This is a genomic window from Kluyvera sp., assembly GCF_965301105.1.
Genome location: NZ_CBDKZX010000056.1, coordinates 3,401 through 26,987 on the forward strand (window position 1 = coordinate 3,401; position 23,587 = coordinate 26,987).

The 23,587-nt window shown below is 56.3% G+C and carries 20 protein-coding genes; all 20 read left to right on the plus strand.

What is annotated here, in order from left to right; genetic code table 11:
- Positions 1–34 precede the first annotated feature (34 nt).
- On the plus strand, positions 35–526 hold the full coding sequence (ilvN, locus tag ACW14G_RS16620; protein ID WP_035893016.1) for an acetolactate synthase small subunit: 492 nt from the start codon (positions 35–37) through the stop codon (positions 524–526).
- Positions 527–778: 252 nt separating this feature from the next.
- Positions 779–1,783: a catabolite repressor/activator gene (cra, locus tag ACW14G_RS16625; protein WP_163448063.1), complete on the plus strand. Its 1,005-nt coding sequence runs from the start codon at positions 779–781 to the stop codon at positions 1,781–1,783.
- Positions 1,784–2,377: 594 nt separating this feature from the next.
- A complete protein-coding gene (gene mraZ, locus ACW14G_RS16630) occupies positions 2,378–2,836 on the plus strand; it encodes a division/cell wall cluster transcriptional repressor MraZ (RefSeq protein WP_064547419.1) in 459 nt (152 codons plus the stop codon).
- 2 nt (positions 2,837–2,838) lie between these two features.
- The gene (rsmH, locus tag ACW14G_RS16635; protein ID WP_163448062.1) at positions 2,839–3,780 is read left to right on the plus strand and encodes a 16S rRNA (cytosine(1402)-N(4))-methyltransferase RsmH; all 942 of its coding nucleotides are present in this window, start codon (positions 2,839–2,841) and stop codon (positions 3,778–3,780) included.
- Entirely contained in the window at positions 3,777–4,142 is a 366-nt protein-coding gene (gene ftsL, locus ACW14G_RS16640) for a cell division protein FtsL (RefSeq protein WP_163448061.1), read from the plus strand. Before rsmH ends, ftsL begins: the two co-directional genes overlap by 4 nt.
- Before the next feature lie 15 nt (positions 4,143–4,157).
- Positions 4,158–5,924, plus strand: coding sequence for a peptidoglycan glycosyltransferase FtsI (locus ACW14G_RS16645; protein WP_163448060.1), 1,767 nt, complete (start codon positions 4,158–4,160; stop codon positions 5,922–5,924).
- The gene (gene murE, locus ACW14G_RS16650) at positions 5,911–7,398 is read left to right on the plus strand and encodes a UDP-N-acetylmuramoyl-L-alanyl-D-glutamate--2,6-diaminopimelate ligase (RefSeq protein ID WP_167576792.1); all 1,488 of its coding nucleotides are present in this window, start codon (positions 5,911–5,913) and stop codon (positions 7,396–7,398) included. The genes ACW14G_RS16645 and murE overlap by 14 nt, the downstream gene beginning before the upstream one ends.
- A complete protein-coding gene (gene murF / locus ACW14G_RS16655; RefSeq protein ID WP_163448058.1) occupies positions 7,395–8,753 on the plus strand; it encodes a UDP-N-acetylmuramoyl-tripeptide--D-alanyl-D-alanine ligase in 1,359 nt (452 codons plus the stop codon). The genes murE and murF overlap by 4 nt, the downstream gene beginning before the upstream one ends.
- Positions 8,747–9,829, plus strand: coding sequence for a phospho-N-acetylmuramoyl-pentapeptide-transferase (gene mraY, locus ACW14G_RS16660; RefSeq protein ID WP_106925400.1), 1,083 nt, complete (start codon positions 8,747–8,749; stop codon positions 9,827–9,829). The genes murF and mraY overlap by 7 nt, the downstream gene beginning before the upstream one ends.
- A gap of 2 nt (positions 9,830–9,831) precedes the next feature.
- The gene (gene murD, locus ACW14G_RS16665; RefSeq protein WP_163448057.1) at positions 9,832–11,148 is read left to right on the plus strand and encodes a UDP-N-acetylmuramoyl-L-alanine--D-glutamate ligase; all 1,317 of its coding nucleotides are present in this window, start codon (positions 9,832–9,834) and stop codon (positions 11,146–11,148) included.
- Positions 11,148–12,419, plus strand: a complete 1,272-nt coding sequence (gene ftsW, locus ACW14G_RS16670; RefSeq protein ID WP_163448056.1) for a cell division protein FtsW — start codon at positions 11,148–11,150, stop codon at positions 12,417–12,419. Before murD ends, ftsW begins: the two co-directional genes overlap by 1 nt.
- The gene (gene murG, locus ACW14G_RS16675) at positions 12,416–13,483 is read left to right on the plus strand and encodes an undecaprenyldiphospho-muramoylpentapeptide beta-N-acetylglucosaminyltransferase (protein WP_065356513.1); all 1,068 of its coding nucleotides are present in this window, start codon (positions 12,416–12,418) and stop codon (positions 13,481–13,483) included. The genes ftsW and murG overlap by 4 nt, the downstream gene beginning before the upstream one ends.
- A gap of 53 nt (positions 13,484–13,536) precedes the next feature.
- Positions 13,537–15,012, plus strand: a complete 1,476-nt coding sequence (murC, locus tag ACW14G_RS16680; protein WP_163448055.1) for a UDP-N-acetylmuramate--L-alanine ligase — start codon at positions 13,537–13,539, stop codon at positions 15,010–15,012.
- The gene (locus ACW14G_RS16685; protein ID WP_455648685.1) at positions 15,005–15,925 is read left to right on the plus strand and encodes a D-alanine--D-alanine ligase; all 921 of its coding nucleotides are present in this window, start codon (positions 15,005–15,007) and stop codon (positions 15,923–15,925) included. Before murC ends, ACW14G_RS16685 begins: the two co-directional genes overlap by 8 nt.
- A gap of 1 nt (position 15,926) precedes the next feature.
- Positions 15,927–16,760, plus strand: coding sequence for a cell division protein FtsQ (gene ftsQ, locus ACW14G_RS16690; protein ID WP_064547442.1), 834 nt, complete (start codon positions 15,927–15,929; stop codon positions 16,758–16,760).
- Positions 16,757–18,019: a cell division protein FtsA gene (gene ftsA / locus ACW14G_RS16695; protein ID WP_064547444.1), complete on the plus strand. Its 1,263-nt coding sequence runs from the start codon at positions 16,757–16,759 to the stop codon at positions 18,017–18,019. The genes ftsQ and ftsA overlap by 4 nt, the downstream gene beginning before the upstream one ends.
- A gap of 64 nt (positions 18,020–18,083) precedes the next feature.
- Complete coding sequence (ftsZ, locus tag ACW14G_RS16700; RefSeq protein WP_035893043.1) at positions 18,084–19,235, plus strand: cell division protein FtsZ; 1,152 nt, start codon at positions 18,084–18,086, stop codon at positions 19,233–19,235.
- A gap of 100 nt (positions 19,236–19,335) precedes the next feature.
- On the plus strand, positions 19,336–20,253 hold the full coding sequence (lpxC, locus tag ACW14G_RS16705) for a UDP-3-O-acyl-N-acetylglucosamine deacetylase (protein WP_064547446.1): 918 nt from the start codon (positions 19,336–19,338) through the stop codon (positions 20,251–20,253).
- A gap of 257 nt (positions 20,254–20,510) precedes the next feature.
- Entirely contained in the window at positions 20,511–21,017 is a 507-nt protein-coding gene (secM, locus tag ACW14G_RS16710; RefSeq protein WP_223803306.1) for a secA translation cis-regulator SecM, read from the plus strand.
- 64 nt (positions 21,018–21,081) lie between these two features.
- Positions 21,082–23,587, plus strand: a 2,506-nt coding sequence (gene secA, locus ACW14G_RS16715) for a preprotein translocase subunit SecA (RefSeq protein ID WP_455648686.1), incomplete at its 3' end; no start/stop codon positions are given.

The window sequence follows — 23,587 nt, forward strand, 5'->3', positions numbered from 1 at the left end:
AGATGTGGCTGAGCAAAACGGAGAGAACCTGATTATGCGCCGGATATTATCTGTACTGCTGGAAAACGAGTCCGGGGCGCTGTCGCGCGTGATTGGGCTTTTCTCACAACGCGGCTACAACATTGAGAGCCTGACCGTTGCGCCTACCGACGATCCGACGCTGTCGCGCATGACCATTCAGACGGTCGGCGACGAGAAGACCATTGAACAGATCGAAAAACAGCTACATAAGCTGGTGGACGTGCTGCGGGTCAACGAGCTGGGGCAGGGGGCGCACGTCGAGCGTGAAATCATGCTGGTGAAGGTGCAGGCCAGCGGCTATGGCCGTGACGAAGTGAAACGGAATACGGAGATATTCCGTGGACAGATTATCGACGTTACGCCGTCGCTCTATACCGTCCAACTGGCAGGCACCAGCGATAAGCTGGATGCCTTCCTGGCATCGCTGCGCGACGTGGCGCGAATCGTTGAAGTGGCGCGTTCGGGTGTGGTTGGCCTGTCGCGCGGCGACAAGATTATGCGTTAATTGTATTGTGCTGAAGCCGTAACCAGCAACGGTAGGCCGGATAAGGGGTTTACGCCGCCATCCGGCTACTTGCGCGGTTTCGCCGGATGGCGCTTCGCTTATCCGGCCTACAACTCATCGCTTAATCGTAGCCCGGCCTGAAGTCGGGATTTTTTTTGCGAAATCAGCAATAAGTGCGAACAAAACCTATTGCCGATCGGATCATTCTGCGTTTAGATGTTACGGATTATACTTATAAAGCAAGGGGCAATTGTGAAACTGGATGAGATCGCCCGGCTTGCCGGTGTTTCCCGAACCACCGCCAGCTATGTGATTAACGGCAAAGCGAAGCAGTACCGCGTCAGTGATAAAACTGTCGAAAAGGTGATGGCGGTCGTGCGCGAGCACAACTACCATCCTAACGCGGTCGCCGCTGGGCTGCGTGCAGGACGCACGCGTTCTATCGGGTTAGTCATCCCGGATCTGGAAAACACCAGCTATACCCGCATCGCCAACTATCTTGAGCGTCAGGCGCGCCAGCGCGGCTATCAACTGCTGATTGCCTGCTCAGAAGATCAGCCAGATAACGAGATGCGCTGCATTGAGCATCTGTTGCAGCGTCAGGTTGATGCGATCATTGTTTCTACCTCATTGCCGCCGGAGCATCCGTTCTATCAGCGCTGGGCGAACGATGCGTTCCCGATTGTCGCCCTTGACCGTGCCCTTGATCGCGAACACTTCACCAGCGTGGTGGGCGCTGACCAGGATGACGCTGAAATGCTTGCCGCCGAGCTGCGTACCTTCCCGGCTGAAACCGTTCTTTATCTCGGCGCGCTGCCGGAACTGTCGGTCAGCTATCTGCGCGAGCAGGGGTTCCGTACCGCCTGGAAAGACGATCCGCGCGAAGTGCACTTCCTCTACGCCAATAGCTATGAACGTGAAGCCTCGGCGCAGCTGTTCGAGAAATGGCTTGAGACGCACCCGATGCCGCAGGCGCTGTTTACTACATCGTTTGCGCTGCTACAGGGCGTGATGGATGTGACGCTGCGCCGTGAGGGTAAGTTGCCGACCGATCTGGCCATTGCCACCTTTGGCGATAACGAGCTGCTCGATTTCCTGCAGTGTCCGGTGCTGGCGGTTGCTCAGCGTCACCGTGATGTGGCTGAACGCGTGCTGGAGATTGTGCTGGCAAGCCTTGATGAACCGCGCAAGCCAAAACCGGGTTTGAGCCGTATTCGCCGTAATCTGTATCGTCGCGGTAGCCTGAGCCGTCGATAACTTTTTTGCGATGGGGCGGCGAAATGTCGCCTTCATTGCATAAAACATTATTCTTATGTGGATATTCAGATTATTCCTCATTTTTGGTTAGCACTCTATTTAATACGCCTCATTTGTCCCCCTACCGCGCTTATTATTGTGAACACAAAGTAAAAATATATTATTTGTGTATTATTTTGTTACATTCGCCGCGCGGATTGCCGAAATAACAAACACTTCTCAACTCTCCTACCAGAATGGGCGAGCCCAGGGGACGTCATTCCCCTCCGGGGCGCGCCACAGGGGACTGTTAACGCGCATCATAATGTCCTAAAATGCCGCTCGCGTCGCAAACTGACACTTTATATATTCTTTTGATGATATTTAGTCGCGTTAACGTGATGTGAATCCCTTTGTATTTTTCTTGCGGGTATTCATGACGTTAATTTGCCTCGTCTGTTGGATAATTTTTAATCAGAGCTATTGTCGGCCTTAAATAGCGGTATTTTGGACTCTGTTGGCATTCATGCTGGCTTGACAAGCTTTTCCTCTGCTCCGTAAACTCCTTTGAGTGGGAATTTGTGGGTTAAAGTGGTAATAAGGGGTGAGGCTGGCATGTTCCGAGGGGCAACGTTAGTCAATCTCGACAACAAAGGGCGTTTAGCCGTCCCTGTCCGATATCGGGACACGTTGATCGAGAGCGCTACCGGTCAAATGGTTTGTACCATTGACATCCATCACCCCTGCCTGCTGCTTTATCCTCTGCCCGAATGGGAAATTATCGAGCAAAAGCTATCGCGTTTGTCGAGCATGAATCCCGTTGAGCGCCGCGTGCAGCGGCTGCTGTTAGGGCATGCCAGCGAATGTCAGATGGATAATGCCGGGCGGTTGTTAATCGCGCCGGTTTTACGGCAACACGCCGGATTGACCAAAGAAGTGATGCTGGTCGGGCAGTTCAACAAGTTTGAACTGTGGGATGAGACGGCCTGGTATCAACGGGTCAAGGAAGATATCGACGCTGAGCAATCTGCTTCAGGGGCGCTGTCGGAGCGATTGCAGGATTTGTCCTTATAAATATGATGGAAAACTTTAAACACACCACGGTACTGCTGGACGAAGCGGTTAACGGCCTGAATATTCGCCCGGACGGTATCTATATTGATGGCACCTTTGGTCGCGGTGGTCACTCGCGCCTGATCCTCTCGCAGCTTGGCGAGCAGGGGCGTTTGATTGCGATCGATCGCGATCCAGAAGCGATTGCGGTGGCGAAGACCATCGATGATCCACGCTTTTCCATCGTGCATGGCCCTTTCTCTGCGCTGGCGGACTACGTCGCCGAGCGCGATCTCGTTGGTAAGATCGACGGGATTCTTCTCGATCTTGGCGTTTCTTCACCGCAGCTTGACGATGCCGAGCGCGGTTTTTCGTTTATGCGCGATGGCCCGCTGGACATGCGTATGGACCCAACTCGCGGCCAGTCTGCCGCTGAATGGCTGCAAACGGCTGAAGAAGCGGATATCGCCTGGGTGATTAAAACCTTCGGTGAAGAGCGCTTTGGTAAACGTATCGCCCGTGCCATCGTTGAGCGCAACCGCGTGGAACCGATGACCCGAACCAAAGAGCTGGCGGAAGTCATTTCCGCCGCGATGCCGGTGAAAGACAAATTCAAACACCCCGCAACCCGTACCTTCCAGGCGGTGCGCATTTGGGTGAACAGTGAGCTGGAGGAGATAGAGCAGGCGCTAAAAAGCTCGCTTGGCGTGCTGGCCCCGGGTGGGCGGCTTTCGATTATCAGCTTCCATTCGCTGGAAGACCGCATCGTGAAACGCTTTATGCGTGAGCAGAGCCGCGGTCCACAGGTTCCGGCGGGGATCCCGATGACCGAAGAGCAACTCAGAAAACTGGGTGGCCGTCATTTACGAGCATTAGGCAAGTTGATGCCGGGCGAAGAAGAAGTGGCTGAAAATCCACGAGCTCGTAGTTCAGTTCTGCGTATTGCAGAGAGGACGAACGCATGATCAGCAGAGTGACAGAGGCCCTGAGCAAAGTAACCGGGTCGTTAGGAAATGGCGAACGTCATGCCTTGCCTGGCGTAATTCGCGACGACCTTTTGCAGTTTGGGAAGCTGCCACTCTGTCTGTTCATTTGCATTATTGTGACGGCGGTGACGGTGGTGACCACCGCCCACCATACCCGTCTGTTAACGGCCCAACGTGAACAGTTGGTGCTGGAGCGCGATGCGTTAGACATTGAATGGCGAAACCTGATCCTCGAAGAGAATGCTCTCGGCGATCATAGCCGAGTCGAACGTATCGCTACTGAAAAGTTGCAGATGCAACATGTTGATCCATCAAAAGAAAACATTGTTGTTCAGAAATAAGGATTATTGCAACGCATGAAACCGGCGGCAAAAACGCTTAAGCCAAAACGTCAGGAAGAACAGGCCAACTTTATCAGTTGGCGTTTTGCGTTGCTTTGCGGCTGTATTTTTATGGCGCTCGCGTTCCTGCTGGGACGCGCGGCCTGGTTGCAAATTATTGCCCCTGATAAGCTGGTGCGCGAGGGCGACATGCGCTCTTTACGCGTCCAGCAGGTCTCTACTTCTCGCGGTTTGATTACTGACCGCTCCGGACGTCCGCTGGCGGTGAGCGTGCCGGTAAAAGCCATCTGGGCCGACCCGAAAGAGCTGCACGAAGCGGGTGGCGTGGTGCTGAACAACCGCTGGAAGGCGCTGGCCGATGCGCTGAATATGCCGCTCGATCAGCTGGCTAACCGCATCAACACCAACCCGCGCATGCGCTTTATCTATCTGGCCCGTCAGGTAAACCCTGATATGGCCGATTACATCAAAAAGCTGAAGCTGCCGGGGATTTATCTGCGTGAAGAGTCGCGCCGTTACTACCCGTCAGGGGAAGTGACTGCTCACCTCATTGGCTTCACCAACGTCGATAGCCAGGGGATTGAAGGGGTTGAGAAGAGTTTCGATAAATGGCTCACCGGCCAGCCGGGTGAGCGTATCGTGCGTAAAGACCGCTATGGCCGGGTGATTGAAGATATCTCCTCCACCGATAGCCAGGCCGCGCACAACCTGGCGTTGAGCATTGATGAACGTCTGCAGGCGCTGGTTTACCGTGAACTGAATAACGCCGTGGCGTTTAACAAAGCGGAATCCGGTAGTGCCGTGCTGGTCGACGTGAGCACGGGTGAAGTGCTGGCGATGGCCAACAGCCCGTCTTACAACCCGAACAACTTCACCGGCACGGCGAAAGACACCATGCGTAACCGGGCGATCACCGACGTTTTCGAACCGGGTTCAACCGTCAAACCGATGGTGGTGATGACCGCGCTTCAGCGCGGCGTGGTGCGTGAAAACACCGTGCTGAATACCATTCCATACCGTATTAACGGCCACGAAATCAAAGACGTGGCGCGCTACAGCGAATTGACCCTGACCGGGGTACTACAGAAGTCGAGTAACGTCGGTGTTTCCAAGCTGGCGTTAGCGATGCCGTCCTCAGCGTTAGTAGATACTTACTCACGTTTTGGGCTGGGAAAAGCGACCAATTTGGGGTTGGTCGGAGAACGCAGTGGCTTATATCCTCAAAAACAACGGTGGTCTGACATAGAGAGGGCCACCTTCTCTTTCGGCTACGGGCTAATGGTAACGCCGTTACAGTTAGCGCGAGTCTACGCAACGATTGGCAGCTATGGGATCTACCGTCCGCTGTCGATAACCAAAGTTGACCCGCCGGTTCCCGGCGAGCGCGTGTTCCCGGAATCGATCGTTCGCACCGTCGTCCATATGATGGAAAGCGTGGCGCTGCCTGGCGGCGGCGGCGTGAAGGCGGCGATCAAAGGCTACCGTATCGCGATTAAAACCGGTACGGCGAAAAAAGTCGGTCCGGACGGGCGCTATATCAACAAATACATTGCTTACACCGCGGGCGTCGCGCCAGCCAGCCAGCCGCGCTTTGCGCTGGTGGTGGTGATTAACGACCCGCAGGCGGGTAAATACTACGGTGGCGCCGTTTCCGCGCCGGTCTTTGGTGCCATCATGGGCGGCGTACTGCGCACGATGAACATTGAGCCGGATGCGCTGGCAACGGGCGACAAGAGTGAATTTGTGACAAATCAAGGCGAGGGATCAGGTGGCAGATCGTAATTTGCGCGACCTTCTTGCTCCGTGGGTGCCGAATGCACCGGAGCGAGTACTGCGAGAGATGACGCTCGACAGCCGTGTGGCTGCATCGGGCGATCTGTTCGTAGCGGTAGTGGGTCATCAGGCGGACGGGCGTCGTTATATCCCGCAGGCAATTGCGCAGGGTGTTGCTGCCATTGTCGCCGAGGCAAAAGATGAAGCGACCGACGGTGAAATCCGTGAAATGCACGGCGTGCCGGTTATTTACCTCAGCCAGTTAAACGAACGTTTATCGGCGCTGGCCGGGCGTTTCTATCATGAACCGTCCGACAGCCTGCGTCTGGTGGGCGTGACCGGTACCAACGGTAAAACCACCACGACGCAGCTAATCGCACAGTGGTGCCAGCTGCTGGGCGAAACCAGCGCGGTGATGGGCACGGTAGGCAATGGCCTGCTGGGCAAAGTGATCCCGACGGAAAACACCACCGGTTCGGCGGTTGACGTTCAGCATGTGCTCTCCGGCCTGGTGGCCGAAGGCGCAACGATGGCGGCGATGGAAGTGTCGTCCCATGGTCTGGTACAGCATCGCGTCGCGGCGCTCAAGTTTGCCGCTTCCGTGTTCACCAACCTGAGTCGCGATCACCTTGATTATCATGGTGATATGGAGCACTACGAAGCAGCGAAATGGCTGCTGTACTCCACGCACCACTGCGGCCAGGCGATTGTTAACGCCGATGACGAGGTGGGCCGTCGTTGGCTCAGCCGTCTGCCGGATGCGGTGGCGGTGTCCATGGAAGACCATATTAATCCGAATTGTCATGGCCGCTGGCTGAAAGCCACCGCCGTCAACTACCACGACAGCGGCGCGACCATCCGTTTTGACTCCAGTTGGGGCGAAGGCGAGATTGAAAGCCGTCTGATGGGCGCCTTTAACGTCAGCAACCTGCTGCTGGCGCTGGCAACGCTGCTGGCGCTGGACTATTCCCTGAGCGATCTGCTGAAAACCGCCGCGCGCTTACAGCCGGTCTGCGGTCGTATGGAAGTGTTTAGCGCGCCGGGCAAGCCGACGGTGGTGGTCGATTACGCTCACACCCCGGATGCGCTGGAGAAAGCGTTACAAGCCGCACGCCTGCACTGTGCGGGCAAACTGTGGTGCGTCTTTGGTTGCGGCGGCGATCGCGATAAGGGCAAACGTCCGCTGATGGGGGCGATTGCCGAAGAGTTCGCCGACGTCGCCGTTGTCACCGATGACAATCCGCGCACCGAAGAGCCACGCGCGATTATCAACGATATTCTGGCCGGGATGGTCGATGCCGGGCATGCGAAAGTGATGGAAGGCCGCGCGGAAGCGGTGACCAACGCCATCATGCAGGCTAAAGAGAACGACGTGGTGCTGCTGGCCGGTAAAGGCCACGAAGATTATCAAATCGTTGGTAACCGTCGTCTCGACTATTCCGACCGCGTGACCGCAGCCCGTCTGCTGGGAGTGGTGGCATGATTAACGTCACGTTGAAGCAACTGGCCGACATTCTGCGCGGCGAACTGCATGGCGACGATCGTCTGATTGCCGATGTCACGACCGACACGCGTAAATTAACCCCGGGTTGCCTGTTTGTGGCGCTGAAGGGTGAACGTTTTGACGCGCACGACTTTGCGCAAACGGCGAAAGATGGCGGCGCGGGCGCGCTGCTGGTCAGCCGCAAGCTGGATATCGACCTGCCGCAGCTGGTGGTCGCCGATACCCGCCTCGCCTTTGGCGAACTGGCAGCCTGGGTACGTCAGCAGGTGCCAGCGCGCGTGGTGGCGCTGACCGGTTCTTCCGGTAAAACCTCGGTTAAAGAGATGACCGCGGCGATTCTTAGCCAGTGCGGCAACACGCTTTATACCGCGGGCAACCTAAATAATGACATCGGCGTGCCGATGACATTACTGCGTCTGACGGCAGAGCATCAGTATGCGGTGATTGAACTGGGCGCCAACCATCAGGGCGAAATCGCCTGGACCGTCAGCCTGACCCGTCCGGAAGCGGCGCTGGTGAACAACCTGGCGGCTGCGCACCTTGAGGGCTTCGGCTCGCTGGCAGGCGTAGCGAAAGCCAAGGGCGAGATTTTTACCGGACTGCCGGAAAACGGTATCGCAATTCTGAACGCGGATAACAACGACTGGGCCAACTGGCAGCAGGTGATTGGCGATCGTACCGTATGGCGCTTTTCGCCAAATGCGGCGGGTAGCGATTTTAGCGCCGCGAACGTGCGCATTACCTCGCAAGGCACTGAGTTCACGCTAAATACGCCGAAGGGCAGCGTGGATGTGCTGCTGCCGCTGCCGGGCCGTCACAACATCGCTAATGCGCTGGCGGCGACCGCGCTGGCGACGGCGGTGGGCGCAGACCTGAGTGCGGTAAAAGCCGGGCTGGCGCAGTTGAAAGCGGTGCCGGGGCGTCTGTTCCCGATTCACCTGACGGATAGCCAGCTGCTGCTGGACGACTCCTACAATGCGAACGTCGGTTCCATGACCGCCGCGGTGCAGGTGCTGTCTGAAATGCCGGGCTACCGCGTGCTGGTGGTGGGCGATATGGCGGAACTGGGCGCTGAGAGTGAAGCGTGCCACATCCAGGTCGGTGAAGCAGCGAAAGCGGCGGGTATCGACCGTGTGCTGAGCGTTGGCAAATTAAGCCAGGCGATTAGCGCGGCGAGCGGGGCAGGGGAGCACTTCACCGAGAAAGACTCGGCGATTGCGCGTCTGAAATCGCTCATTAATGAACATAAAACGATCACCATTCTGGTGAAAGGATCACGCAGTGCCGCCATGGAACAGGTCGTACGCGCTGTACAGGAGAACGGGACATGTTAGTGTGGCTGGCCGAACATCTGGTCAAATATTATTCCGGCTTTAACGTCTTTTCCTATCTGACGTTTCGCGCCATCGTCAGCCTGCTGACCGCGCTGTTCATCTCACTGTGGATGGGCCCGCGGATGATCGCCCGCTTGCAAAAAATGTCGTTCGGCCAGGTCGTACGTAACGATGGTCCGGAATCTCACTTCAGTAAACGCGGTACGCCGACGATGGGCGGGATCATGATCCTCACCGCGATTACGGTGTCTGTACTGCTGTGGGCTTATCCGTCTAACCCATATGTATGGTGCGTGCTGACGGTGCTGATCGGCTACGGCATTATCGGTTTTGTCGATGACTACCGCAAAGTGGTGCGCAAAGATACCAAGGGTCTGATCGCCCGCTGGAAGTACTTCTGGATGTCGGTGATTGCACTGGGCGTGGCCTTTGCGCTGTATCTGGCCGGTAAAGATACGCCAGCCACCGAGCTGGTGGTGCCGTTCTTTAAAGACGTGATGCCGCAACTGGGTCTGTTCTACATCCTGCTGGCCTATTTCGTGATTGTCGGGACGGGTAACGCGGTCAACCTGACCGATGGGCTTGATGGCCTGGCGATCATGCCAACCGTCTTCGTCGCGGCAGGTTTTGCGCTGGTGGCGTGGGCGACCGGTAACATGAACTTTGCCAGCTATCTGCACATTCCTTACCTGCGTCATGCGGGCGAGCTGGTGATCGTCTGTACGGCGATTGTCGGCGCAGGCTTAGGCTTCTTGTGGTTCAACACCTATCCGGCGCAGGTCTTCATGGGCGACGTGGGTTCCCTGGCATTGGGCGGCGCGCTGGGCATTATCGCCGTGCTGCTGCGTCAGGAGTTCCTGCTGGTGATCATGGGCGGCGTCTTCGTGGTGGAAACCCTGTCGGTGATCCTGCAGGTCGGTTCCTTCAAGCTGCGCGGTCAGCGCATCTTCCGTATGGCGCCGATTCACCACCACTATGAACTGAAAGGCTGGCCGGAGCCGCGCGTGATTGTGCGCTTCTGGATTATTTCGCTGATGCTGGTGCTGATTGGCCTGGCAACGCTGAAGGTACGTTAATCATGGCAGATTACCAGGGTAAAAACGTCGTCATCATTGGTCTTGGACTGACCGGGCTGTCCTGCGTGGATTTCTTCCTCGCGCAGAACGTGACGCCGCGCGTGATGGATACCCGAGCGACCCCACCCGGCCTGGATAAGTTGCCGGAAGCGGTAGAGCGTTATGTGGGTGGGCTAAATGAAGACTGGCTGATGGCGGCCGATCTGATCGTCGCCAGCCCTGGTATCGCGCTGGCGAACCCGGCGCTAAGCCGCGCCGCGGACGCTGGCATTGAAATCGTAGGCGATATCGAACTGTTCTGCCGTGAAGCGCAGGCGCCGATTGTCGCCATCACCGGTTCCAACGGCAAAAGCACCGTCACGACGCTGGTTGGCGAAATGGCGAAAGCGGCGGGCGTCAACGTCGGCGTGGGCGGCAATATCGGCCTGCCCGCGCTGATGCTGCTGGATCCGGCTCGCGAACTGTATGTACTGGAACTTTCCAGCTTCCAGCTGGAAACCACCTCCAGCCTGCACGCGGCGGCGGCCACGATCCTTAACGTTACCGAAGATCATATGGACCGCTACCCGCTGGGCCTGCAGCAATATCGCGCGGCCAAGTTGAAGGTCTATGAGAACGCTAAAGTATGTGTGGTAAACGCCGACGACGGCCTGACCATGCCGGTACGCGGTGCCGACGAACGCTGCGTCAGCTTTGGCGTTGACGTTGGCGACTATCACCTGAACCGCCAGCAGGGTGAAACCTGGCTGCGTGTAAAAGGTGAAAAAGTATTGAACGTCAAAGAGATGCCGCTTACCGGGCAGCATAACTACAGTAACGCTCTGGCGGCGCTGGCGCTGGCAGACGCTGTCGGCCTGCCGCGCGCGACCAGCCTGAAAGCGTTGACCACCTTTAGCGGGTTGGCTCATCGCTTCCAGATTGTGCTTGAGCACAACGGCGTGCGCTGGATTAACGATTCTAAAGCCACCAACGTTGGCAGCACGGAAGCGGCGTTAAATGGCCTGCATGTGGCGGGTACGCTGTATCTGCTGCTGGGCGGCGACGGCAAATCTGCCGACTTTGCGCCGCTGCAGCGTTATCTGACCGGCGACAACATTCGTCTGTACTGCTTTGGCCGCGACGGCGGTGAACTGGCCGCGCTGCGTCCGGAAATCGCCACCCAGACCGAAACCATGGAAGAAGCGATGCGCCTGATTGCGCCGCAGGTGAAGGCGGGCGATATGGTGCTGTTGTCTCCGGCCTGCGCCAGCCTTGACCAGTTCAAAAGCTTTGAGCAGCGCGGCGACGTGTTTGCTCGTCTGGCGAAGGAGTTAGGTTGATGCGTTTATCGCTCCCGCGCCTGAGACTGCCTCAACTGAGGCTGCCGCGTTTGCCGGGCATGCGCATTTTCGCGTGGCTGTTTGGCTGGCTGTATACCGCGCTGAAGGGCTGGGTGATGGGCTCGCGGGAAAAAGATACCGATAGCCTGATTATGTACGACCGCACGCTGCTGTGGCTGACGCTCGGCCTCGCGGCGATTGGTTTTATTATGGTGACTTCGGCGTCCATGCCCGTCGGGCAACGTCTGGCGAACGATCCGTTCCTGTTCGCCAAACGTGATGGCTTGTATCTGATTCTGGCCTTCTGTCTGGCGCTGATCACGCTGCGTCTGCCGATGTCGTTCTGGCAGCGCCACAGTACCTTTATGCTGATTGCGTCCATCTGCATGCTGCTGATTGTACTGGTGGTGGGGAGTTCGGTTAACGGGGCGTCGCGCTGGATTGCGCTCGGTCCGCTGCGTATTCAGCCCGCCGAGCTGACCAAGCTCTCGCTGTTTTGCTATATCGCCAACTATCTGGTGCGTAAAGCGGACGAGGTGCGCAACAACCTGCGCGGCTTCTTAAAGCCGATGGGCGTGATTTTCGTGCTGGCGATTTTACTGCTGGCGCAGCCTGACCTGGGGACCGTGGTGGTGCTGTTCGTCACGACGCTGGCGATGCTATTCCTTGCCGGCGCCAAGCTGTGGCAGTTCATCGCCATTATCGGTATGGGCATTTCAGCGGTGGTGCTGCTGATTCTCGCCGAACCGTATCGTATTCGCCGCGTGACCTCCTTCTGGAACCCGTGGGAAGACCCGTTCGGCAGCGGCTACCAGTTAACCCAGTCGTTGATGGCCTTTGGCCGCGGCGAGATGTGGGGTCAGGGCTTAGGCAACTCGGTACAGAAACTGGAGTACCTGCCGGAAGCGCACACCGACTTCATCTTCGCCATCATCGGTGAGGAATTGGGTTATATCGGTGTGGTACTGGCACTTTTAATGGTATTCTTCGTCGCTTTCCGCGCCATGTCCATCGGTCGCAAAGCGCTGGAGATTAACCAACGTTTTTCTGGCTTCCTGGCTTGCGCAATCGGCGTGTGGTTCAGTTTCCAGGCGTTGGTGAACGTAGGGGCGGCAGCCGGTATGCTGCCGACGAAAGGCCTGACGCTGCCTCTGATCAGCTACGGTGGCTCCAGTCTTCTGATTATGTCGACTGCCATTATGTTCTTGTTACGAATTGATTATGAAACACGCCTGGAGAAAGCGCAGGCGTTTACCCGAGGTTCTCGATGAGCGGTCAAACAAAGCGGTTAATGGTGATGGCGGGCGGTACCGGCGGACATGTGTTCCCGGGGCTGGCGGTTGCGCACCATTTAATGGATCAGGGCTGGCAGGTGCGCTGGCTGGGAACCGCGGATCGTATGGAAGCCGACCTCGTACCGAAACATGGCATTGAGATTGATTTCATTCATATTTCCGGGCTGCGTGGCAAAGGCGTGAAGGCGCTGCTGCTGGCGCCGATGCGTATCTTCAACGCCTGGCGGCAGGCGCGGGCGATCATGAAACGTTTTAAGCCGGACGTGGTGCTCGGAATGGGCGGTTACGTCTCTGGCCCCGGCGGTTTGGCGGCGTGGTCACTGGGCATTCCGGTGGTACTGCACGAGCAGAACGGTATTGCCGGGCTGACCAATAAATGGCTGGCGAAGATTGCCACCAAAGTGATGCAGGCCTTCCCTGGCGCATTCCCGAATGCTGAAGTCGTGGGCAACCCGGTACGCGTTGACGTGCTGGCGCTGCCACTGCCGGAACAGCGTCTGGTCGGGCGCGATGGCCCCATTCGCGTGCTGGTGGTTGGCGGTTCACAGGGCGCGCGCATCCTGAACCAGACGATGCCGCAGGTGGCGCAACGTCTGGGCGATGCGGTGACTATCTGGCACCAGAGCGGTAAAGGCGGTCAACAGACCGTGGAGCAAGCCTATGCCGATGTCGGTCAGGCTCAGCATAAAGTGACCGAGTTTATTGACGATATGGCGGCGGCCTATGCGTGGGCTGATGTGGTGGTGTGTCGCTCCGGCGCGCTGACGGTGAGTGAGATTGCGGCGGCGGGGCTGCCGGCGATTTTTGTGCCGTTCCAGCATAAAGACCGCCAGCAGTACTGGAACGCGTTGCCGCTGGAAAAAGCGGGCGCGGCAAAGATCTACGAGCAGCCGCAGTTTACGGCACAAGCGGTCGCGGACACGCTGGCAAGCTGGGATCGCAACACCTTGTTAGAGATGGCTGAACGCGCGCGCGCGGCGGCTATCCCGGATGCTACCGAGCGGGTAGCAAAAGAAGTGAGCCTGGCAGCAAAGGCTTAATCATTGCGGCGCGCTGGCGTCGCCCGAATTTTAGAAGTGATGGCGTTTAAAGAATGAATACACAACAACTGGCGAAACTGCGTTCTATCGTGCCCGAGATGCGTCGCGTCCGGCACATTCACTTTGTTGGCATCGGCGGCGCCGGGATGGGCGGTATTGCCGAAGTACTGGCCAACGAAGGGTATCAGATCAGCGGTTCCGACCTGGCGCCAAACCCGGTAACGCAGCAGCTGAGCAAGCTGGGCGCCACCATTTATTTCAACCATCGCCCGGAAAACGTGCGCGATGCGAGCGTTGTTGTGGTGTCGACGGCGATTTCTGCCGATAACCCGGAAATCGTGGCGGCGCATGAAGCGCGCATTCCGGTGATTCGCCGCGCAGAGATGCTGGCAGAACTGATGCGTTTTCGTCATGGCATCGCCATTGCCGGTACGCACGGCAAAACCACCACCACCGCAATGGTGGCCAGTATTTACGCGGAAGCGGGGCTGGACCCGACCTTCGTTAACGGCGGCCTGGTGAAAGCGGCAGGTGTACATGCGCGTCTCGGTCACAGCCGTTATCTGATTGCGGAAGCCGATGAGAGCGACGCGTCGTTCCTGCATTTGCAGCCGATGGTGGCCATTGTCACCAACATCGAAGCTGACCACATGGATACCTACCAGGGCGACTTCGAAAATTTAAAGCAGACGTTCATTAATTTCCTGCACAATTTGCCGTTTTATGGTCGTGCCGTGATGTGTGTGGACGATCCCGTTATTCGCGAGCTGTTGCCGCGCGTGGGTCGTCAGATTACTACCTACGGTTTTAGCGACGATGCCGACGTGCGCGTCGAAGGCTACCAGCAAATAGGCCCGCAGGGACACTTCACGCTGGTGCGTCAGGACAAAGAGGATCTGCGCGTGACGCTGAACGCGCCGGGCCGCCATAACGCGTTAAACGCTGCGGCGGCGGTTGCAGTGGCCACGGAAGAGGGCATTGAAGATGACGCGATTCTACGCGCGCTGGAGAGCTTCCAGGGCACCGGTCGTCGCTTCGATTTCCTGGGCGAATTCCCACTGGCGGAAGTGAATGGTAAAGAAGGCTCGGCGATGCTGGTGGATGATTACGGTCATCACCCGACGGAAGTGGACGCGACGATTAAAGCCGCGCGCGCTGGCTGGCCGGAGAAAAAACTGGTGATGGTCTTCCAGCCGCACCGTTATACCCGTACGCGCGATCTGTATGACGATTTTGCGCACGTGCTGACTCAGGTCGACGCGCTGCTGATGCTCGACGTTTACCCGGCTGGCGAAGCGCCGATTCCGGGCGCGGACAGCCGTTCGCTGTGCCGTACTATTCGCGGGCGTGGAAAAGTGGACCCGATTCTGGTCTCCGACCCGGCGCAAGTCGCTGAAATGCTGGCATCAGTACTGACGGGTAATGATCTTGTTCTAATTCAAGGCGCGGGAAATATTGGTAAAATCGCGCGTAACTTAGCTGAAATCAAACTGAAGCCGCAAACTCAGGAGGAACCGCGTCATGGCTGATAAAATCGCGGTTCTTCTCGGCGGTACTTCCGCCGAGCGCGATGTGTCGCTCAACTCCGGCGCGGCGGTGCTGGCAGGCCTGCGTGAGGCTGGTGTTGACGCCCATGCGGTCGACCCAAAAGAGACCGATGTTACCCAATTGAAAAATATGGGGTTTCAGAAAGCGTTTATTGCGCTGCACGGTCGAGGCGGGGAAGATGGCACGTTGCAGGGGCTGCTGGAGCTGATTCAACTGCCTTACACCGGAAGCGGTGTGATGGCATCGGCCATCTCGATGGACAAACTGCGCAGTAAATTGCTGTGGCAGGGGGCCGGATTACCGGTCGCGCCGTGGGTAGCCATTGAGCGCCAGGCCTTTGAAAATGGGCTGTCTGAGGATGTTCAGGCGCAGATTGCCGGGCTGGGATTGCCGCTGATCGTCAAGCCGAGCCGTGAAGGTTCCAGCGTCGGCATGTCGAAAGTGACCGAGATTGCAGAACTGGCACCTGCGTTAGCGCAGGCGTTTCAACATGATGATGAAGTTCTGATTGAGAAATGGCTCAGTGGCCCTGAGTTTACGGTCGCGGTGCTTGGTGAAGAAATTTTACCGTCAGTTCGCATCCAACCGGCCGGAACCTTCTATGATTATGAGGCGAAGTATCTGTCTGATGAGACAAAATATTTCTGCCCTGGTTGTGAAGAATCAGCCCAGGAAGCGGCAATGCAATCTCTGGTGCTGAAAGCCTGGAAAGTTTTGGGTTGTCAGGGGTGGGGTCGTATCGACGTCATGCGGGACAGCGACGGGCAGTATTATCTGCTGGAGGCGAATACGTCTCCGGGGATGACCAGCCACAGTCTGGTGCCGATGGCGGCGCGTCAGGCGGGAATCAGTTTCTCGCAGCTGGTAGTACGAATTCTGGACCTGGCGGGGTGATATGTCGCAGGCTGCGCTGAATACGCGGAACCGTGAAGAAGAAGAGTATGCGGCTTCACGGCGCAATAATGGAACGCATTTAGCGGGGATTTTGTTCCTGCTGGCGGTGTTGTGTACCGTGTTTGTGAGCGGCTGGGTCGTGCTTGGCTGGATGGAAGATGCGCAGCGTTTGCCCATCTCAAAACTGGTCGTCACCGGCGATCGTCATTACACGCGTAATGATGATATCCGCCAGTCCATACTGGCATTGGGCTCGCCGGGAACCTTTATGACTCAGGATGTCAACATCGTTCAGAGTCAGATTGAACGCCTGCCGTGGATTAAACAGGCAAGCGTAAGAAAGCAGTGGCCGGACGAATTGAAGATTCATCTGGTTGAATATGTGCCAATTGCGCGTTGGAATGATCAGCACATGGTGGATGCGGAAGGTACGGCCTTCAGCATTCCGGCCGATCGAACCAGCAAGCAGAATTTGCCTATGCTCTATGGCCCGGAAGGCAGCGCAAGCGAAGTCTTGCAGGGTTATCACGACATGGGCGCGGTGCTCGCGAAAGGGAAGTTCACGTTGAAGGTTGCGGCGATGACCGCGCGCCGTTCGTGGCAGCTGACGCTTGATAACGGTATCAAGCTGAATCTGGGACGGGGCGATACGATGAAGCGGCTGGCGCGTTTTCTGGAACTGTATCCGGTTCTGGAACAGCAGGCGCAAACTGAGGGTAATCGGATTAGCTATGTTGATTTGCGTTATGACTCAGGGGCGGCAGTAGGCTGGGAACCTGCTCCTGCGGCGGACACTAATCAACAACAGAATCAGGCACAGGCAGAACAACAATGATCAAGGCGACGGACAGAAAACTGGTAGTTGGACTGGAGATCGGCACTGCAAAAGTAGCCGCTTTAGTAGGGGAAGTTCTGCCCGACGGAGTGATTAATATCATTGGGGTCGGCAGTTGCCCATCCCGAGGGATGGATAAAGGCGGGGTTAACGACCTGGAGTCGGTAGTCAAATGCGTACAGCGCGCTATCGATCAGGCGGAACTGATGGCGGATTGCCAGATCTCTTCTGTATATCTGGCGCTTTCCGGCAAACACATTAGCTGTCAAAATGAGATAGGCATGGTGCCTATCTCTGAAGAAGAGGTCACGCAGGAAGACGTTGAGAACGTGGTGCATACGGCGAAGTCTGTACGCGTGCGTGATGAGCACCGTGTTCTTCATGTGATTCCGCAGGAATACGCGATTGATTACCAGGAAGGGATCAAAAACCCGGTCGGCTTGTCCGGCGTGCGTATGCAGGCCAAGGTACATCTGATTACCTGCCACAACGACATGGCGAAGAACATCGTCAAAGCGGTTGAACGCTGTGGTCTGAAGGTCGATCAGCTGATTTTCGCCGGGTTGGCGTCAAGTTATTCGGTTCTGACCGAAGACGAACGTGAGCTGGGCGTCTGCGTGGTGGATATCGGTGGCGGTACAATGGATATCGCCGTGTATACTGGCGGTGCATTGCGCCACACCAAGGTGATCCCATACGCGGGGAACGTGGTGACCAGCGATATCGCCTATGCGTTTGGTACGCCGCCAAGCGATGCCGAAGCGATCAAAGTGCGCCACGGTTGCGCATTAGGCTCCATTGTGGGCAAAGATGAGAGCGTTGAAGTGCCGAGCGTGGGTGGACGTCCGCCGCGAAGCCTGCAGCGCCAGACATTGGCCGAGGTCATTGAGCCGCGTTACACCGAGCTCTTAAATCTCGTCAATGAAGAGATTTTACAGTTACAGGAACAGCTTCGTCAGCAAGGGGTCAAACACCACCTGGCGGCGGGGATTGTGTTGACCGGCGGCGCGGCGCAAATTGAAGGCTTAGCGGCCTGCGCGCAGCGGGTGTTCCATACGCAGGTGCGTATTGGTGCGCCGTTGAACATTACCGGTCTGACGGACTATGCCCAGGAGCCGTATTATTCCACGGCAGTGGGCCTGCTGCACTACGGGAAAGAGTCCCATTTGAGTGGTGAAGCGGAAGTAGAAAAGCGCGTAACTGCATCGGTTGGTTCGTGGATCAAACGACTGAATAGCTGGTTACGCAAAGAGTTTTAATTTTTTTAAAGAGACCAACGCACATTAACGGTCTCAGGCGACAGGCACAACGGAGAGAGAAACTATGTTTGAACCTATGGAACTGACCAACGACGCGGTGATTAAAGTCATCGGCGTCGGTGGCGGCGGCGGTAACGCCGTAGAGCACATGGTGCGCGAGCGCATCGAAGGCGTTGAATTCTTCGCGGTGAACACCGATGCGCAGGCGCTGCGTAAAACGGCTGTTGGCCAGACTATCCAGATCGGTAGCGGTATTACCAAAGGTCTGGGTGCGGGTGCCAACCCGGAAGTAGGCCGTAATGCGGCTGACGAAGACCGTGAAGCGCTGCGTGCAGCACTTGACGGTGCAGACATGGTGTTTATCGCAGCCGGTATGGGCGGCGGTACCGGGACCGGTGCAGCGCCAGTGGTTGCGGAAGTGGCCAAAGATTTAGGTATCCTGACCGTTGCCGTCGTGACCAAGCCTTTCAACTTTGAAGGCAAAAAGCGTATGGCATTTGCGGAGCAGGGGATCACCGAGCTGTCCAAGCACGTTGACTCGCTGATCACCATCCCGAACGACAAGCTGCTGAAAGTATTGGGCCGCGGTATCTCCCTGCTCGACGCGTTTGGCGCAGCGAACGACGTACTGAAAGGTGCAGTCCAGGGTATCGCTGAGCTGATCACCCGTCCGGGCCTGATGAACGTCGACTTTGCTGACGTGCGCACCGTGATGTCTGAAATGGGCTACGCGATGATGGGCTCCGGCGTGGCAAGCGGTGAAGATCGTGCGGAAGAAGCGGCTGAAATGGCTATCTCTTCCCCGCTGCTGGAAGATATCGACCTGTCCGGCGCGCGTGGCGTTCTGGTCAACATTACTGCGGGCTTCGACCTGCGTCTGGATGAGTTCGAAACCGTGGGTAACACCATCCGTGCGTTTGCATCGGATAACGCGACCGTGGTTATCGGTACTTCACTTGACCCGGATATGAACGACGAACTGCGTGTTACCGTCGTCGCCACCGGTATCGGCATGGACAAACGTCCTGAGATTACCCTGGTGACCAACAAGCAGACGCAGCAACCGGCGCTGGATCGTTATCAGCAGCACGGTATGGCACCGTTGACGCAAGAACAGAAACCGGCTGCTAAAGTGGTAAACGACAATACGCCGCAGACCACTAAAGAACCGGATTATCTGGACATCCCGGCGTTCCTGCGTAAGCAAGCTGATTAAGAATTAGCTGGAAGTTGGGAATCTGCGCTCTTTGTGCTAAACTGGCCCACCGAATGTGTAGTACACTTCGGTTGGATAGTTAATTTGGCGAGATTATACGATGATCAAACAAAGGACACTTAAACGTATCGTTCAGGCGACTGGCGTCGGTTTACACACCGGCAAAAAGGTCACACTGACGCTACGCCCTGCGCCGGCAAATACCGGGGTCATCTATCGTCGCACCGACTTGAATCCACCGGTAGATTTTCCGGCTGATGCCAAATCTGTGCGTGATACTATGCTCTGTACTTGCCTGGTCAACGAGCATGACGTGCGGATTTCTACCGTAGAGCACCTGAACGCCGCGCTGGCGGGTCTGGGTATCGACAACATCGTTGTTGAAGTCGATGCGCCAGAAATCCCGATTATGGACGGTAGTGCTGCGCCATTCGTTTATCTGTTGCTGGATGCCGGCATCGATGAGCTGAACTGTGCGAAGAAATTTGTCCGTATTAAAGACACCGTTCGCGTTGAAGATGGCGACAAATGGGCTGAATTCAAACCGTACAATGGTTTCTCGTTGGATTTCACCATCGACTTTAACCATCCGGCGATTGACTCCAGCACCCAGCGTTATGCGATGAATTTCTCCGCTGACGCCTTTATGCGCCAGATCAGCCGTGCACGTACCTTCGGTTTCATGCGTGATATCGAATATCTGCAGTCCCGCGGCCTGTGCCTGGGCGGCAGCTTCGATTGTGCCATCGTTGTTGACGATTATCGCGTACTGAACGAAGACGGCCTGCGTTTTGAAGATGAATTCGTTCGTCACAAAATGCTCGATGCTATCGGTGACTTGTTCATGTGTGGTCACAACATTATTGGTGCATTTACCGCGTACAAATCCGGTCATGCACTGAATAACAAACTTCTGCAGGCGGTCCTGGCAAAACAGGAAGCTTGGGAATTTGTGACCTTCGAAGACGACGCAGAACTGCCTCTGGCGTTCAAAGCACCGACAATGGTTCTGGCATAAGCCTGACCATTTAGTAAATTCGACTGGCAACCTGGCACTCTCTCCGGTCAGGGAACCAGTCGTTTTTTCTTTTTATCCCCGTCAATCCGTTTTCCTGCCGTTGCCCGCTTAAAGATCACACTCCAGTGCAACCGCTGCTTTCTTAACCCGTTTTTCGTTGCTGTTTTCGTCATTCCTGCTGCTGTAGCGCGGCATTAATGGTAATATTCCCGGGCTAAAATAGAATAACGGTACTGAAACCGAAGGTGGAACTTTACGTGAGTGGAATGCTGACGCGTTGGCGACAGTTTGGTAGACGCTACTTCTGGCCGCATCTCCTGTTGGGGATGGTTGCTGCCGGTTTTGGCCTGCCTGCGCTTGCGAATAATACCGAGCCAGCTTCTCCCGCCCGCGCAACAACCAGTAATCATAATCCGACGCAGAGAATCGACTTCTCTCAGCTGGCGCGGCTGGAAAATAACCGTCGTCCCTCATTCAGCGTCGACTACTGGCATCAGCACGCCATTCGCACCGTTATTCGTCACCTTTCTTTTGCCATGGCGCCGACAGCGTCACCGGTTGCTGAGTCAACATCTCCGTTGCAGGCCGCGCAGCATCTGGCGCTGCTGGATACGCTAAATGCGTTGCTGAATGTTGAAAGTCAGCCGTCCCTTATTATTGCTCAGGGCGCAGCGTTACCTGCGCTCTCACCTCACGTCTTTAGTATCCCAGCCTGGGTGAGCCAGGTGCAGGGCATCCGCGCCGGGCCGCAGCGCCTCGTCTGAAAATAACCGCTTTATTTCCTTTATTTTTCTGACTCCGAAATGTCGGGGCGTTTGAGATTTTATTATGTTAATCAAATTATTGACCAAAGTTTTTGGTAGTCGTAACGATCGTACCCTGCGCCGCATGCGCAAAGTTGTCGCTATTATTAACGCGATGGAACCGGAGATGGAAAAACTCTCCGATGAAGAGCTGAAAGCGAAAACCAATGAATTCCGCGCGCGTATTGAAAAAGGCGAAACCGTTGAGAGCCTGATTCCTGAAGCGTTTGCCGTGGTGCGTGAAGCCAGTAAGCGTGTGTTCGGGATGCGTCACTTTGACGTCCAGCTGCTCGGCGGTATGGTGCTGAACGACCGCTGCATCGCGGAAATGCGTACCGGTGAAGGTAAAACCCTGACCGCAACGCTGCCTGCCTACCTGAACGCGCTGTCCGGCAAGGGCGTGCACGTGGTGACCGTCAACGACTATCTGGCCCAGCGTGACGCCGAAAACAACCGTCCGCTGTTCGAATTCCTCGGCATGACCGTTGGTATTAACATGTCTGGCCTGCCAGCACCTGCGAAGCGCGAAGCCTACAATGCCGACATCACCTACGGTACCAACAACGAATACGGTTTTGACTACCTGCGCGACAACATGGCGTTCAGCCCGGAAGAGCGCGTACAGCGTAAACTGCACTATGCGCTGGTCGATGAAGTCGACTCCATCCTGATCGATGAAGCGCGTACGCCGCTTATCATTTCCGGCCCGGCTGAAGACAGCTCGGAAATGTACAAAAGAGTGAACAAAATCATTCCTCACCTGGTCCGCCAGGAGAAGGAAGATTCCGACACCTTCCAGGGTGAAGGTCACTTCTCTGTGGATGAAAAAGCGCGTCAGGTTAACCTGACCGAACGCGGTCTGGTGCTGATTGAAGAGCTGCTGGTGAAAGAAGGTATTATGGAAGAGGGCGAGTCGCTGTACTCTCCGGGCAACATTATGCTGATGCACCACGTGACCGCCGCGCTGCGCGCCCACGTGCTGTTCACCCGCGACGTTGATTACATCGTCAAAGATGGCGAAGTTATTATCGTCGACGAACATACCGGTCGTACCATGCAGGGCCGTCGCTGGTCTGATGGTCTGCACCAGGCCGTAGAAGCCAAAGAAGGCGTTGAAATTCAGAACGAAAACCAGACGCTGGCGTCCATTACCTTCCAGAACTACTTCCGTTTGTATGAAAAACTGGCCGGTATGACCGGTACGGCGGATACCGAAGCGTTTGAATTCAGCTCGATCTACAAGCTGGATACCGTGGTCGTGCCAACCAACCGTCCGATGATCCGTAAAGATATGCCGGACCTGGTCTACATGACCGAAGCGGAAAAAATTCAGGCGATCATCGAAGATATCAAAGAGCGTACCGCGAAAGGCCAGCCGGTGCTGGTAGGTACTATCTCCATCGAAAAATCCGAAGTGGTCTCCCACGAGCTGACCAAAGCGGGTATCAAACATAACGTCCTGAACGCCAAATTCCACGCCAGCGAAGCAGACATCGTTGCGCAGGCGGGCTACCCGGCAGCGGTCACCATCGCCACCAACATGGCGGGTCGTGGTACCGATATTATGCTCGGTGGTAGCTGGCAGGCTGAGGTTGCACAGCTGGAAGATCCAACCCCAGAACAAATTGCGCAAATCAAAGCTGACTGGCAGGTGCGTCACGACGCGGTACTGGCGGCAGGTGGTCTGCACATTATTGGTACCGAACGTCACGAATCTCGTCGTATCGATAACCAGCTGCGCGGCCGTTCCGGTCGTCAGGGTGATGCGGGTTCTTCTCGTTTCTACCTGTCGATGGAAGATGCTCTGATGCGTATCTTCGCCTCTGACCGTGTGTCCGGCATGATGCGTAAGCTGGGGATGAAACCGGGCGAAGCCATTGAGCACCCGTGGGTCACCAAAGCGATTGCTAACGCGCAGCGTAAAGTGGAAAGCCGCAACTTTGACATCCGTAAGCAACTGCTGGAATACGATGACGTTGCCAACGATCAGCGTCGCGCTATCTACACCCAGCGTAACGAACTGCTGGATGTGACCGACGTCAGTGAAACCATCAACAGCATTCGTGAAGACGTGTTTAAAGCGACTATCGATGCCCACATTCCTCCACAGTCGCTGGAAGAAATGTGGGATATTCCGGGTCTGCAGGAACGTCTGAAAAATGACTTCGATCTCGAACTGCCGATTGCTGAATGGCTGGATAAAGAGCCTGAGCTGCACGAAGAGACGCTGCGTGAGCGTATTCTGGAAAGCGCGGTTGAAGTCTACAAGCGTAAAGAAGAAGTGGTTGGCGCTGAAATGATGCGTCACTTCGAAAAAGGCGTGATGCTGCAAACTCTCGACTCCCTGTGGAAAGAGCACCTCGCGGCGATGGACTACCTGCGTCAGGGTATCCACCTGCGTGGCTATGCGCAGAAAGATCCGAAGCAAGAGTACAAGCGCGAATCCTTCTCCATGTTTGCTGCAATGCTGGAATCTCTGAAGTATGAAGTGATCAGCACCCTGAGCAAGGTGCAGGTACGCATGCCGGAAG

Coding starts and splice junctions, on each gene's coding strand:
- ilvN (WP_035893016.1), top strand. CDS start 35: ATGCGCCGGATATTATCTGTACTGCTGGAAAACGAGTCCGGGGCGCTG.
- mraZ (WP_064547419.1), top strand. CDS start 2,378: ATGTTCCGAGGGGCAACGTTAGTCAATCTCGACAACAAAGGGCGTTTA.
- rsmH (WP_163448062.1), top strand. CDS start 2,839: ATGATGGAAAACTTTAAACACACCACGGTACTGCTGGACGAAGCGGTT.
- ftsL (WP_163448061.1), top strand. CDS start 3,777: ATGATCAGCAGAGTGACAGAGGCCCTGAGCAAAGTAACCGGGTCGTTA.
- ACW14G_RS16645 (WP_163448060.1), top strand. CDS start 4,158: ATGAAACCGGCGGCAAAAACGCTTAAGCCAAAACGTCAGGAAGAACAG.
- murF (WP_163448058.1), top strand. CDS start 7,395: ATGATTAACGTCACGTTGAAGCAACTGGCCGACATTCTGCGCGGCGAA.
- mraY (WP_106925400.1), top strand. CDS start 8,747: ATGTTAGTGTGGCTGGCCGAACATCTGGTCAAATATTATTCCGGCTTT.
- murD (WP_163448057.1), top strand. CDS start 9,832: ATGGCAGATTACCAGGGTAAAAACGTCGTCATCATTGGTCTTGGACTG.
- ftsW (WP_163448056.1), top strand. CDS start 11,148: ATGCGTTTATCGCTCCCGCGCCTGAGACTGCCTCAACTGAGGCTGCCG.
- murG (WP_065356513.1), top strand. CDS start 12,416: ATGAGCGGTCAAACAAAGCGGTTAATGGTGATGGCGGGCGGTACCGGC.
- murC (WP_163448055.1), top strand. CDS start 13,537: ATGAATACACAACAACTGGCGAAACTGCGTTCTATCGTGCCCGAGATG.
- ACW14G_RS16685 (WP_455648685.1), top strand. CDS start 15,005: ATGGCTGATAAAATCGCGGTTCTTCTCGGCGGTACTTCCGCCGAGCGC.
- ftsQ (WP_064547442.1), top strand. CDS start 15,927: ATGTCGCAGGCTGCGCTGAATACGCGGAACCGTGAAGAAGAAGAGTAT.
- ftsA (WP_064547444.1), top strand. CDS start 16,757: ATGATCAAGGCGACGGACAGAAAACTGGTAGTTGGACTGGAGATCGGC.
- ftsZ (WP_035893043.1), top strand. CDS start 18,084: ATGTTTGAACCTATGGAACTGACCAACGACGCGGTGATTAAAGTCATC.
- lpxC (WP_064547446.1), top strand. CDS start 19,336: ATGATCAAACAAAGGACACTTAAACGTATCGTTCAGGCGACTGGCGTC.